A 14,097-nucleotide genomic window follows, 5' to 3' on the forward strand; every position below is an offset into this window, starting at 1 on the left:
CCATGGCAAAGCGGCCGGGTGTGTCAGCAACCTTCCGCATCATCGCTGTCAAAAACCAACATTGTTTATTATACATGGTTTGTGTCTTGTTTGCAACACATGAATCAATTTTTTTCACATATAAAAACAGTCCGGTTAAAACCGGACTGTCAAAGGTTAAACCTTATTTTTGGATTGTTGCTACAACGCCAGCGCCTACAGTACGGCCGCCTTCACGGATTGAGAATTTTGTACCTTCTTCAATCGCGATTGGAGCGATCAATTCTACAGACATTTCAACGTTATCGCCAGGCATAACCATTTCTACGCCCTCAGGAAGGTTGCAGATACCAGTTACGTCAGTTGTACGGAAGTAGAACTGCGGGCGGTAGTTAGAGAAGAATGGAGTGTGACGTCCACCTTCTTCTTTAGAAAGAACATAAACTTCCGCTTTGAAAGTAGTATGCGGTGTGATTGAACCTGGTTTCGCAAGTACTTGACCACGTTGGATTTCTTCACGAGCTACACCGCGAAGAAGCGCGCCGATGTTGTCACCAGCTTCTGCATAGTCAAGAAGTTTACGGAACATTTCAACACCTGTTACAGTTGTTGATTTTGGCTCTTCAGTCAAACCGATGATTTCTACAACATCACCGACTTTGATTTGTCCACGCTCAACGCGGCCAGTTGCTACTGTACCACGGCCTGTGATTGAGAAAACATCCTCAACAGGCATCATGAAATCTTTATCAGTGTCGCGTGTTGGAGTTGGGATGTACTCGTCAACAGCGTTCATTAGTTCATGGATTTTCTCTTCCCATGCTGCATCGCCTTCAAGAGCTTTAAGAGCAGAACCTTTGATAACAGGAATGTCATCGCCAGGGAAATCATATTCAGAAAGAAGGTCACGGACTTCCATTTCAACTAGTTCAAGAAGTTCTTCGTCATCTACCATGTCGCATTTGTTCATGAATACTACAAGGTAAGGAACACCTACTTGACGTGAAAGAAGGATGTGCTCACGAGTTTGTGGCATCGGGCCGTCAGCAGCAGATACTACAAGAATACCGCCGTCCATTTGAGCAGCACCAGTGATCATGTTTTTAACATAGTCAGCATGTCCAGGGCAGTCTACGTGTGCATAGTGACGGTTTTCAGTTTCGTACTCAACGTGTGCAGTTGAGATTGTGATACCGCGCTCGCGCTCTTCAGGAGCACCATCGATTTGATCGTATGCACGTGCTTCTGCACCACCTGTTTTTGCAAGAACAGTTGTGATTGCAGCTGTTAAAGTTGTTTTACCATGGTCAACGTGGCCGATTGTGCCGATGTTAACGTGTGGTTTTGAACGGTCGAATTTTGCTTTTGCCATTAGGAAGTTCCTCCTTCAAAATATAGAAATTAGTTGTTGTTTATATAGTTCTCCTTTCAGAAAAGACGTCTTTTCTGAAAGGAGGGAAAGCTTACAATAGTATTTATACTTGATTAGCGGGTATAAATCAATTATTCGCCTTTATTTTTTTTGATGATGCCTTCTGCTACACTCTTCGGCACTTCTTCGTAGTGGTCGAAGTGCATAGAGTAGTTACCGCGTCCTTGCGTGTTGGAACGAAGTGACGTTGCGTAGCCGAACATTTCAGAAAGTGGAACGAACGCTTTAACTACTTGTGCGTTACCGCGTGCTTCCATACCTTCTACGCGTCCACGGCGTGATGTAATATCACCCATGATATCGCCAAGATATTCGTCTGGAATAACAACTTCTACTTTCATAAGCGGCTCAAGAAGTACCGGGTTACATTTAGAAATTGCATTTTTAAGCGCCATTGATGCAGCGATTTTAAATGCCATCTCAGATGAATCGACATCATGGTAAGAACCATCGAAAAGACGTGCTTTCACGTCGATCAAAGGATAACCGGCAAGAACACCGTTTTTCATAGCGTCTTCAAGGCCTGCTTGAACTGCTGGGATGTATTCGCGTGGTACAGATCCACCGACGATGCCATTTTCAAATTCGAAGCCTGCTCCTTCTTCGTTAGGAGAGAACTCGATCCAAACATGACCAAACTGTCCGCGTCCACCTGACTGACGGGCAAATTTACCCTCAACCTGTGCACTTGAACGGAATGTTTCACGGTAAGATACTTGTGGTGCACCAACGTTAGCTTCTACTTTGAACTCGCGGCGCATACGGTCAACGATGATATCAAGGTGAAGCTCACCCATACCTGCGATAATAACTTCTCCAGTTTCCTGGTCAGTATGCGCATGGAATGTCGGATCTTCTTCTTGAAGTTTTTGAAGTGCTGTTGTCATCTTATCTTGGTCAGCCTTTGTTTTCGGCTCAACAGAGAGAGAGATAACCGGCTCAGGGAACTCCATAGACTCAAGAATAACAAGGTTTTTCTCATCGCACAGTGTATCGCCTGTTGTTGTATCTTTAAGACCAACCGCAGCAGCGATGTCCCCTGCGTATACTTCCGAAATCTCTTCACGGGAGTTTGCGTGCATTTGCAGGATACGTCCTACGCGCTCACGCTTCCCTTTTGTAGAGTTTTGTACGTATGAACCAGACTGAAGAACACCTGAATATACGCGGAAGAATGTTAATTTACCGACATATGGATCTGTCATAACTTTAAACGCAAGTGCCGAGAATGGCGCTTCGTCGCTTGATTCACGTTCCACTTCTTCATCACTGTCCGGAAGTGTACCTTTAATTGCCGGTACATCAACAGGTGATGGAAGGTAATCGATAACAGCATCCAGCATAAGCTGAACACCTTTGTTTTTAAACGCTGAACCAACCATCACAGGGAAGAATTCTACGTTGATAACACCTTTGCGGATCGCAGCTTTGATTTCGTCATTCGTCAACTCTTCGCCACCGAGGTATTTCTCCATTAGTTCTTCGTCAAGTTCCGCTACAGCTTCAATTAGCTTTTCACGGTACTCTTCTGCCTGGTCTTGATAATCAGCAGGAATGTCAACAACTTCGATTTCAGTTCCGAGGTCATTGCCATACATTGTTGCTTTCATTTCAATTAAGTCAATGATTCCTGAGAACTCGTCTTCAGCACCGATTGGCAATTGAATTGGGTGTGCGTTCGCCATTAGACGGTCATGGATTGTGCGGACGGAGTAAAGGAAGTCTGCACCCAATTTGTCCATTTTGTTGACGAATACGACACGTGGAACACCGTAAGTTGTCGCCTGACGCCATACTGTTTCCGTTTGCGGCTCTACACCTGATTGAGCGTCAAGAACCGTTACAGCACCATCAAGTACGCGCAAAGAACGTTCAACTTCAACCGTGAAGTCTACGTGTCCCGGTGTATCAATGATGTTAACACGGTGGCCTTTCCATTGAGCAGTTGTCGCAGCAGACGTGATTGTGATCCCGCGCTCCTGCTCTTGCTCCATCCAGTCCATTTGTGATGCACCTTCGTGCGTTTCACCAATTTTATGGATACGGCCAGTGTAATAAAGGATACGCTCAGTCGTTGTTGTTTTACCAGCATCGATGTGAGCCATGATTCCGATGTTACGAGTGTTTTTCAAGGAGAACTCTCTTGCCATCTATGTCTTTCTCCTTCCTGGATTAGGGTAGGTTTATTTTAAAAATCACCAGCGGTAGTGAGCGAATGCTTTGTTCGCTTCCGCCATTTTGTGTGTATCTTCGCGTTTTTTAACAGAAGCACCGCTGTTGTTTGCTGCATCAAGGATTTCCGCTGCAAGGCGTTCTTCCATTGTTTTTTCACCGCGAAGACGTGCGTAGTTTACCAACCAGCGGAGGCCGAGTGTTGTACGGCGTTCCGGACGAACTTCAACTGGTACCTGATAGTTTGCACCACCGACGCGGCGAGCGCGTACCTCTAGTACCGGCATGATGTTTTTCATCGCCTGGTCGAATACTTCCATTGGATCATTACCCGTGCGTTCACGGATTGTGTCAAAAGCTGCGTAAAGGATGGCTTGGGATTTTCCACGCTTCCCGTCAACCATCATTTTGTTAATAAGACGTGTAACAAGTTTCGAGTTGTAAAGCGGATCAGGCAATACGTCTCTTTTTGATACAGGACCTTTACGTGGCATGTGTTTTCCTCCTTTCGGAAATTAAGTGTCTAAGATTTTTATTATGCTTTAGGAGCTTTAGGACGTTTTGTACCGTATTTAGAACGGCCTTGGCGACGAGTTTCAACGCCGGCAGTATCAAGCGCACCACGAACGATGTGGTAACGTACCCCCGGTAAGTCTTTTACGCGTCCGCCGCGGATCAAAACAACACTATGCTCTTGAAGGTTATGGCCGATACCAGGGATATAAGCTGTTACCTCAATACCGTTGCTCAAACGCACACGCGCATATTTACGAAGCGCTGAGTTCGGTTTCTTCGGCGTCATTGTACCAACACGTGTGCAAACACCGCGCTTTTGCGGAGAAAGTACATCTGTTTGGGATTTCTTAAAGCTGTTGAATCCTTTATTAAGCGCCGGAGACTTCGATTTAGTGATCTTTGATTTACGAGGCTTACGTACTAACTGATTAATAGTAGGCATGTAAAGATCCTCCCTTCCTTTTTCTAAGCCCACACTTCCAGGTGGCTCATTTTTGGGCAAAAACAAAGTTCTTGCAGCAAACTGCAAAAACATCATTTGCATATAGTAGCAACAATTGTTTTGTTCCTATATCTGAACATCTAATAAGGGTCGTATAGGAGCACCTTGATCATAGTATCATTTTCGTTTTTTAGTGTCAACTATCTTTCTGAAAAATTTATCGGTGTCTGTGTGTACAGACACCGATAACGTATTTATTCAACCGGAACGGATTTTTCCTGTTTCAGGTTCGCTTCGGATCGTCTGTAACGCTGCATACCGGTACCCGCCGGAACGAGTTTTCCGATAATGACGTTTTCTTTCAAACCGAGCAATTCGTCGCGTTTTCCTTTGATCGCTGCGTCCGTCAAGACACGCGTTGTTTCCTGGAAGGACGCCGCAGACAAGAAGGAATCTGTTTCCAGCGACGCTTTCGTAATACCAAGCAGGATTGGACGCCCTGTCGCCGGTGTGCCGCCTTCGAGCAGAACTTTTTCATTCGCGTCACGGAACTGATGAATTTCAAGCAAACTGCCCGGAAGAACATCGGTATCTCCCGCTTCAAGAACACGCACTTTACGAAGCATTTGACGTACCATCACTTCCACGTGCTTATCGCCGATTTCTACACCTTGCATACGGTATACTTTTTGCACTTCGCGAAGCAAGTATTCCTGAACAGATGTAACATCTTTGATTTTCAAGTATTCTTTCGGATCAATTGAACCTTCAGTCAAGACTTGACCGCGTTCGATTTGATCGTTGACCGCTACTTTTAAGCGCGCTGTGTAAGGAGCGGAATACGTACGGGTTTCCACATCCCCTTGAATAGTGATTTCCTGCTGGCGGTCGCGTCCTTCTGTAATGGATGTAACTGTACCATTAATTTCAGAGATAAGCGCCTGACCTTTCGGATTACGCGCCTCGAAAATCTCCTGGATACGCGGAAGACCCTGCGTGATATCGTCTCCTGCTACACCGCCTGTATGGAACGTACGCATTGTAAGCTGTGTACCCGGCTCACCAATGGATTGGGCAGCGATAATACCGACCGCTTCACCAACTTCCACTTCTTGGCCTGTTGCCAAGTTGCGGCCATAGCATTTTTTACATACACCGTGGCGTGTGTTACATGTGAATGCGGAGCGAATCCATACTTTTTCAACGCCAGCTTCCACAACCACTTTTGCTAAATCTTCGTCAATTTGTTCGTTTTCACGCACGAGTACCTCGCCCGTTTCCGGATGTTTAATCGCTTTGCGTGAATAACGGCCGACAAGACGTTCTTCCAGCGCTTCAATGATTTCCGTTCCGTCTTTAATCGAGCTGATTTCTAAGCCGCGGTCTGTGCCACAATCATCTTCACGGACAATTACATCCTGTGCTACGTCCACAAGACGGCGTGTTAAGTAACCTGAATCGGCTGTTTTCAGTGCGGTATCTGCCAGACCTTTACGCGCACCATGCGTCGAAATAAAGTACTCGAGTACCGTCAGACCTTCACGGAATGAAGACTTGATCGGAAGTTCGATAATACGGCCGGCCGGGTTGGCCATAAGTCCGCGCATACCGGCAAGCTGTGTAAAGTTTGATGCGTTACCGCGCGCGCCCGAGTCACTCATCATGAAGATCGGGTTGCGTTTATCAAGTGATTCCATCAATTTGCCCTGAATGACATCTTTCGCTGCGCTCCAGACAGAAATAACGCGATCGTATCGTTCTTCTTCAGTAATTAAACCGCGGCGGAACTGTTTCATAACGTTATCCACTTTTGCCTGAGCTTCTTTCAGGATTTCTTCTTTTTCACCTAAGACGACGATGTCCGCTACCCCTACTGTAATACCCGCTTTTGTCGAGTGTCTAAAGCCAAGGTCTTTCATGCGGTCAAGCATTTTCGATGTTTCTGTAATTTTGAAGCGTTTAAACACTTCGGCAATGATGTTACCGAGAATCTTCTTTTTAAACGGCGGTACAATTTCTTGTTTTGCGATGTGTTCGCGTACATCCACACCTGCGTCCACAAAATATTTTTCCGGCGTCTTCACTTCAAGGTTGCTGCTTGTCGGTTCGTTAATATACGGGAATGTATCCGGTAAAATTTCGTTGAAAATCAATTTACCAACCGTCGTGACAAGAAGCTTTTTATTTTGCTCTTCTGTAAAAGTTTGATTTTCAAGCGACGATGCCGCTACCGCCACACGTGTATGGAGGTGAACGTAGCCATTTTGGTATGCCAAAATCGCTTCATTCGTATCTTTGAAAATAGCCCCTTCACCCACTGCTCCTTCGCGTTCAAGCGTTAAGTAGTAGTTACCGAGTACCATATCCTGAGACGGCGTTACAACCGGTTTTCCGTCTTTCGGATTCAAGATGTTTTGCGCAGCAAGCATAAGCATGCGCGCTTCTGCCTGTGCTTCAGCGGAAAGCGGAACGTGAACGGCCATCTGGTCACCGTCAAAGTCAGCGTTATACGCTGTACAAACGAGCGGATGAAGACGGATCGCACGTCCTTCTACAAGCGTCGGTTCAAATGCCTGAATACCGAGACGGTGAAGTGTCGGTGCGCGGTTCAGTAAAACCGGATGCTCCTTAATGACTTCTTCAAGTACGTCCCAAACGTCTGATTGGACGCGCTCGATTTTACGTTTTGCACTCTTAATGTTGTGTGCAAGACCTCTTTCAACGAGTTCTTTCATCACAAATGGTTTGAACAATTCAAGTGCCATTTCTTTCGGAAGACCACATTGATACATTTTCAAGTTCGGTCCAACAACAATGACGGAACGGCCTGAATAGTCAACACGTTTTCCCAGCAGGTTTTGACGGAAACGGCCTTGCTTCCCTTTCAGCATGTGAGAAAGAGATTTCAACGGACGGTTACCAGGACCTGTTACCGGGCGTCCGCGGCGTCCATTATCGATCAGCGCATCAACTGCTTCCTGCAGCATACGCTTTTCATTTTGAACGATGATGCTCGGTGCACCAAGGTCAAGAAGACGCTTCAAACGGTTATTCCGGTTGATTACACGGCGGTACAAATCGTTCAAATCTGATGTCGCAAAACGGCCGCCGTCCAGTTGTACCATCGGGCGCAATTCCGGCGGGATAACTGGCAGAACGTCAAGAATCATCCAATCCGGTTTATTTCCGGAATGACGGAACGCTTCAATCACTTCAAGACGTTTGATCGCACGGGTGCGGCGCTGTCCTTGAGCAGATTTCAGCTCTTCTTTTAACTGTTCTGTTTCTTTCTCAAGATCAATATCTTGAAGAAGCTTTTTAATGGCTTCCGCTCCCATTGATGCCTGGAATTTATTACCGTATTTATCACGGTATGTGCGATATTCTTTTTCAGAAAGAAGCTGTTTCTTTTCAAGCGCGGTATCACCGGATTCAGTGACTACGTATGAAGCAAAATAAATCACTTCTTCCAGCGCGCGCGGAGACATATCAAGCACAAGACCCATACGGCTTGGAATACCTTTGAAATACCAGATATGCGAAACAGGCGCAGCCAGTTCAATGTGACCCATGCGTTCACGGCGCACTTTTGCTTTTGTTACTTCAACGCCGCAGCGATCGCAGACAACGCCTTTGTAACGAACACGCTTGTATTTGCCGCAATGACATTCCCAGTCTTTCGTAGGGCCGAAAATTCGTTCGCAAAACAAACCGTCTTTCTCCGGCTTCAGCGTACGGTAGTTGATTGTTTCAGGTTTCTTCACTTCTCCGTAAGACCACGAACGAATCTTATCCGGTGAAGCAAGACCAATTTTCATATACTCGAAATTATTAACATCGATCAAGGGGCCTACCTCCCTTTTCTTTTTACCGATTTCCTTGAAAGCGCCCAAAAAGCGCTGAAAACAAGCGCTTTTTGGACGAAACTATTTAATGGTTCAGTCTGTTGATCCGATCGGCTCAGTCCCGGCTGTTTCAGGAGCGATATTTAATGTATCAGCCGGCTGCACGTCATCTTCATCTTCAAGATCACGCATTTCAATTTCCTGATCATCGCCGGACATGATTTTCACGTCCATACCGAGACTTTGCAGTTCTTTAATCAATACTTTGAATGATTCCGGAACGCCTGGCTCTGGAACATTTTCACCTTTAACAATCGCTTCGTACGTTTTGACACGGCCGACGATGTCATCGGATTTAACCGTTAAAATTTCCTGCAATGTATAAGCAGCGCCGTATGCTTCAAGCGCCCATACTTCCATCTCACCGAAACGCTGACCGCCGAATTGGGCTTTACCGCCAAGAGGCTGCTGTGTAACGAGTGAGTATGGTCCCGTCGAACGGGCATGAAGCTTATCGTCAACCATATGGGCCAGTTTGATCATATACATGATTCCGACTGAAACGCGGTTATCGAACGGTTCACCGTTGCGTCCATCGTACAAGACGGTTTTCGCATCCCGGCTCATACCCGCTTCTTCAATTGTTTCCCATACGTCATCCTCTGAGGCACCATCAAATACAGGAGATGCAACATGAATGCCAAGGTAACGGGCAGCCATACCTAAGTGAAGCTCAAGCACCTGACCGATATTCATACGGGAAGGTACGCCGAGCGGGTTAAGCATGATATCAACCGGTGTGCCATCCGGTAAGAAAGGCATATCTTCCTCCGGCAAAATGCGGGAAATAACCCCCTTGTTACCGTGACGTCCGGCCATTTTATCCCCTTCAGAAATCTTCCGCTTCTGAACGATGTATACGCGCACGAGCTGGTTAACACCAGGTGGCAGTTCATCTCCATCTTCACGGTTAAAGACTTTTACGTCAAGGACAATACCGCCGCCGCCGTGAGGAACACGCAGCGATGTATCGCGGACTTCACGCGCTTTTTCACCGAAGATCGCATGAAGAAGACGCTCTTCAGCCGTCAGTTCTGTTACCCCTTTAGGCGTTACTTTCCCGACGAGCAAGTCACCGTCTTTTACTTCCGCACCGATCCGGATAATCCCGCGGTCATCGAGGTTGCGAAGTGCATCTTCCCCAACGTTCGGAATGTCACGTGTAATTTCTTCCGGTCCGAGCTTCGTATCGCGTGACTCTGACTCATACTCTTCAATATGAATCGATGTATACACATCATCTTTTACAAGTCTTTCACTCATAATGATGGCATCTTCATAGTTGTATCCATCCCATGTCATGAAGGCAACAAGAACGTTGCGGCCAAGAGCAAGCTCACCTAGTTCCATTGAAGGACCATCAGCAAGGATTTCCCCTTTTGTGACACGGTCTCCGACTGCAACAATCGGACGCTGGTTATAACACGTTCCCTGGTTGGAACGGATAAATTTTTGAAGTTTATATTTGTCGAGATCACCTTTTACTTCCTGCCCGTCCACTTCTTGAATGCGGCGGACAAAAATTTGGCGTGCTTCTACGCGTTCGACAATCCCTTCATGCTTACAGATAACAGCTGCACCGGAGTCTTTACCCGATACATACTCCATACCTGTTCCAACAATCGGCGCTTCCGGCTGCATTAACGGAACAGCCTGACGCTGCATGTTCGCTCCCATGAGGGCACGGTTGGAGTCATCGTTCTCTAAGAATGGGATACATGCTGTCGCTGCCGATACAACCTGCTTCGGCGATACATCCATGTAATCCGCACGCTCACGTTTGACAACGGTATTTTCGCCGCGGAAACGTGCGACAACTTCCTCTTCCGCAAATGAGCCGTCTTCATTTAGCGGTACATTTGCCTGCGCGACAACATAGTTATCTTCTTCATCCGCTGTTAAGTAATCGATTCTTTCCGTCACGCAGCCCGTATCCGGATCAACGCGGCGGTAAGGTGTTTCAATGAAGCCGAAGCGGTTTACTTTCGCAAAAGATGATAATGAGTTGATCAAGCCGATATTCGGGCCCTCAGGCGTTTCAATCGGACACATGCGGCCATAGTGGGAGTAATGAACGTCGCGCACTTCAAAGCCGGCGCGCTCACGCGTTAAACCACCAGGACCAAGGGCCGAAAGACGGCGTTTATGGGTCAATTCAGCCAGAGGATTCGTCTGATCCATGAACTGAGAAAGCTGCGAGCTTCCAAAGAACTCTTTAATCGACGCAATAACCGGGCGAATATTAATTAATTGCTGCGGTGTAATCGTTGCCGTATCTTGAATCGACATACGCTCCCGAACAACGCGCTCCATACGGGATAAGCCGATACGGAATTGGTTTTGTAAAAGCTCACCGACAGAGCGGAGACGGCGGTTGCCCAGGTGATCGATATCATCTGTATCGCCTACGCCATAAAGAAGATTGAAGAAATAACCGATTGACGCAATAATGTCAGCTGGCGTAATATTCTTCACGTTCATTTCTGGGAAGCCGTTTCCGATAATGTTGATAACCTGCTCTTCTTCACTGTTCGGTGCATACACTTTAATGGACTGAACCGTCATTTCATCTTCAATCACGCCGCCGGATTGACGGTACGATTTGAAAGATGCCCCATTTTCAAGATAAGGGATGATTTTATCGAGAGTGCGGCGGTCAAGAACCGTTCCTGCTTCTGCAATAATTTCACCCGTTTCCGGATCAGCAAGCGTTTCAGCAAGACGCTGACCGAACAGACGGTTTTTCGTGTGAAGCTTTTTATTCATTTTATAGCGTCCGACACTTGCAAGATCGTACCGTTTCGGGTCAAAGAAGCGGGAGACAAGAAGACTCTTCGCATTTTCAACTGTCGGCGGCTCGCCCGGACGAAGACGCTCATAAATTTCAATCAGCGCTTTTTCCGTTGTTTCCGTGTTATCTTTTTCAAGTGTATTACGTAAATATTCGTTATCACCAAGCAAGTCGATGATTTCTTGATCAGTACCAAACCCGAGCGCACGCAATAATACCGTAATCGGCAATTTACGCGTCCGGTCAATACGGACATAGACAATGTCTTTAGCATCTGTTTCATATTCTAACCAGGCACCGCGGTTTGGAATAACAGTCGCAGTGAACCCGCGTTTTCCATTTTTGTCCAGTTTTCCGTTGTAATATACACTTGGAGAACGAACGAGCTGGGAAACGATAACGCGCTCTGCACCGTTAATAATGAATGTTCCTGTTTCAGTCATAAGCGGGAAATCGCCCATGAAAACTTCCTGATCTTTCACTTCGCCCGTTTCTTTATTTAAAAGACGGACTTTCACGCGGAGCGGAGCGGAATACGTAACATCGCGCTCTTTTGACTCATCCACGGGATATTTCGGCTCGGCAAGACTGTAATCAATGAATTCCAGTGCCAGATTACCTGTGAAATCTTCAATCGGAGAAATGTCCTGGAACATTTCACGCAGACCCTCATCAAGAAACCATTGATAGGAGGCTGTTTGAATCTCAATCAAATTCGGTAATTCCAATACTTCACTAATGCGCGCATAGCTTCTGCGCTGGCGGTGTCGTCCATACTGAACTAGTTGACCTGTCAACTGATTCACCCCTCAAATCAAGCGTTATAATTGCCTATAATTCATCTTAAGGCAGAGTATTTTCATACTCAATAAGACAAAAAGAAAAAGGTTTTGTCAAAGAAAACCTCATTTTTATCACAAATGGCCCTATTTTGTTGTCATTGTTCCCATTGCAGTGAAAAAAAATTCTCATTGACAAACGGGCACAAATATTATATTGGCATTTTACAATAATAGCATACCGTTTTTTTAGGGTCAATTATTTTTTCGCACGCAAAATAAAATAGCCTTTTGACTTCGCGGCCGTTTCACACGAGCCGGCCAATCTCTCTAATTCTTTTAGAGCAGATGGAGCTCCTTGCTTCTTTTGAATGACAACCCAAATCTCTCCGCCTTCCGCCAGTTTTGCAAACCCATTTCGCAAGATGTCGAACACCACTTGTTTACCAGCCCGAATCGGCGGGTTTGTGATAACGGCCGCAAACCCTTCCTCCGACACATTTTGCAGACGGTCACTTTCATATATTTTAACATTTTCGACACCATTCACCTTTGCATTTTGACGCGCAAGCGAAAGCGCCCTATCATTTATATCGATCATATGAATCGTACGGTCTGGCTGTTCAGCCGCAAGTGAAATACCGATGGGCCCGTATCCGCATCCCGCATCAAGCACCGGTCCCTCTACTTTCGGCCATTCAAACGTTGCAACTAACAACCTTGAACCGAAATCCACTTCTGTTCTTGAGAAAACACCGGCATCCGTGTTAAATCGGTATTCTTTTCCCCGCAGTGTAAATGAAAACTGGCGCGGGCGGTGTTCGCTGTCCGGATTTTTGGAAAAGTAATGGTCACCCACAGAAATTTCCCCTTTCAATAAACAAAAGCCCGCTGATTCCAGCGGGCTTTTGTGTCATTGCATCAAAAATTACTTCACTTCTACAGAAGCGCCAACTTCTTCAAGTTTCGCTTTGATTTCTTCAGCTTCTTCTTTCGCTACGCCTTCTTTAAGCGCTTTTGGTGTGTTGTCAACAAGCTCTTTCGCTTCTTTCAAACCAAGACCTGTGATTTCGCGAACAACTTTGATAACTTTGATTTTTTGGTCGCCTGCGCCAGCAAGAACAACGTCAAATTCAGTTTTTTCTGCTGCTGCATCGCCGCCAGCGCCACCTACTACTGCTACTGGTGCAGCTGCTGTTACGCCGAATTCTTCTTCGATTGCTTTTACAAGGTCGTTCAATTCAAGAACGGACATTTCTTTGATTGCTTCAATGATTTGCTCTTTAGACATTTTATATTTCCTCCTTAGTGTGTTTTAAAAATAGTTATATTTACGATGCCGTTAACCGGCTTGCCTTACAATTATGCACCTTGCTCTTCTTTTTGATCGGCCACTGCTTTCGCTGCAAGAGCGAAGTTGCGGATTGGCGCTTGAAGAACGCTGAGTACCATAGAAAGAAGACCTTCGCGTGAAGGAAGTTCTGCAAGTGCTTTAACTTCTTCAACAGAAACGAAATTGCCTTCAAGAACGCCCGCTTTAATTTCAAGTGCTTCGTTTTTCTTAGCGAATTCATTCAAAATTTTAGCTGGAGCGACAACATCCTCGCTGCCGAACGCAATCGCATTAGGACCTGTAAGGAATTCTTCAAGGCCTTCAATACCTGCTTGTTCAGCCGCACGGCGAGTCATTGTATTTTTGTATACTTTGAACTCAACGCCTGCTTCACGAAGCTGCTTACGAAGTTCCGTTACTTGTGCCACGGAAAGACCGCGGTAGTCAACGATAACTGTCGATGGGCTGTTTTTCAGTTTGTCAGCAATTTCACTGACAAGCGCTTGTTTTTTCTCGATAATGCTGCTCATCTGCTACACCTCCTGTAGAATTTGTACGAGCGGGACCGCTCACAATTTAATACCGTCACGGGAAACGTAAAAAGCCTCTATGTCCCGGAAGACATAGAGGCACGAAAAGCGGACAAAAATGTCGCACTATCTATTTCGCATGTCCTCGGCAGGATGATTAAGCGTAAGCCCCTGCTGTCTACGGTACAAATGTACATATATATAAAACGGATCAAAGG

9 protein-coding genes and 1 other annotated feature are annotated in these 14,097 nt (G+C 46.1%); all 9 genes read right to left on the minus strand.

The window, feature by feature from the left end; genetic code table 11:
* Positions 1-163: 163 nt before the first annotated feature.
* The 9 genes from tuf to rplJ all read right to left on the minus strand — a co-directional run bounded on the left by tuf (position 164) and on the right by rplJ (position 13,879).
* Positions 164-1,351: an elongation factor Tu gene (tuf, locus tag BTO30_RS06215; RefSeq protein WP_075397860.1), complete on the minus strand. Its 1,188-nt coding sequence runs from the start codon at positions 1,349-1,351 to the stop codon at positions 164-166.
* Between the two features lie 131 nt (positions 1,352-1,482).
* Positions 1,483-3,561: an elongation factor G gene (gene fusA, locus BTO30_RS06220; protein WP_075397861.1), complete on the minus strand. Its 2,079-nt coding sequence runs from the start codon at positions 3,559-3,561 to the stop codon at positions 1,483-1,485.
* Positions 3,562-3,606: 45 nt separating this feature from the next.
* Positions 3,607-4,077 (minus strand): 30S ribosomal protein S7, encoded by a 471-nt coding sequence (rpsG, locus tag BTO30_RS06225; RefSeq protein WP_075397862.1) that lies wholly within the window; start codon positions 4,075-4,077, stop codon positions 3,607-3,609.
* A 41-nt stretch (positions 4,078-4,118) separates the two neighbouring features.
* Positions 4,119-4,541 carry a 30S ribosomal protein S12 gene (rpsL, locus tag BTO30_RS06230; protein ID WP_045851848.1) on the minus strand — a complete coding sequence of 141 codons (423 nt, stop codon included), beginning with the start codon at positions 4,539-4,541 and terminating at the stop codon, positions 4,119-4,121.
* Positions 4,542-4,795: 254 nt separating this feature from the next.
* Entirely contained in the window at positions 4,796-8,386 is a 3,591-nt protein-coding gene (gene rpoC / locus BTO30_RS06235) for a DNA-directed RNA polymerase subunit beta' (RefSeq protein WP_075397863.1), read from the minus strand.
* 93 nt (positions 8,387-8,479) lie between these two features.
* Positions 8,480-12,034, minus strand: coding sequence for a DNA-directed RNA polymerase subunit beta (rpoB, locus tag BTO30_RS06240; RefSeq protein WP_075397864.1), 3,555 nt, complete (start codon positions 12,032-12,034; stop codon positions 8,480-8,482).
* A gap of 241 nt (positions 12,035-12,275) precedes the next feature.
* Positions 12,276-12,875, minus strand: coding sequence for a class I SAM-dependent methyltransferase (locus BTO30_RS06245; RefSeq protein ID WP_075397885.1), 600 nt, complete (start codon positions 12,873-12,875; stop codon positions 12,276-12,278).
* Between the two features lie 69 nt (positions 12,876-12,944).
* Positions 12,945-13,307, minus strand: coding sequence for a 50S ribosomal protein L7/L12 (rplL, locus tag BTO30_RS06250; protein ID WP_075397865.1), 363 nt, complete (start codon positions 13,305-13,307; stop codon positions 12,945-12,947).
* A 71-nt stretch (positions 13,308-13,378) separates the two neighbouring features.
* A complete protein-coding gene (gene rplJ / locus BTO30_RS06255; RefSeq protein WP_075397866.1) occupies positions 13,379-13,879 on the minus strand; it encodes a 50S ribosomal protein L10 in 501 nt (166 codons plus the stop codon).
* A gap of 58 nt (positions 13,880-13,937) precedes the next feature.
* Positions 13,938-14,081, minus strand: a sequence feature (ribosomal protein L10 leader region).
* Positions 14,082-14,097 lie beyond the last annotated feature (16 nt).

It is taken from the genome of Domibacillus antri (genome assembly GCF_001936625.1).
GTDB lineage: Bacteria > Bacillota > Bacilli > Bacillales > Domibacillaceae > Domibacillus > Domibacillus antri.

What these genes read in the sequence shown, in the direction of transcription:
- tuf (WP_075397860.1), bottom strand. Translation starts at nt 1,351, where the DNA reads ATGGCAAAAGCAAAATTCGACCGTTCAAAACCACACGTTAACATCGGC.
- fusA (WP_075397861.1), bottom strand. Translation starts at nt 3,561, where the DNA reads ATGGCAAGAGAGTTCTCCTTGAAAAACACTCGTAACATCGGAATCATG.
- rpsG (WP_075397862.1), bottom strand. Translation starts at nt 4,077, where the DNA reads ATGCCACGTAAAGGTCCTGTATCAAAAAGAGACGTATTGCCTGATCCG.
- rpsL (WP_045851848.1), bottom strand. Translation starts at nt 4,541, where the DNA reads ATGCCTACTATTAATCAGTTAGTACGTAAGCCTCGTAAATCAAAGATC.
- rplL (WP_075397865.1), bottom strand. Translation starts at nt 13,307, where the DNA reads ATGTCTAAAGAGCAAATCATTGAAGCAATCAAAGAAATGTCCGTTCTT.
- rplJ (WP_075397866.1), bottom strand. Translation starts at nt 13,879, where the DNA reads ATGAGCAGCATTATCGAGAAAAAACAAGCGCTTGTCAGTGAAATTGCT.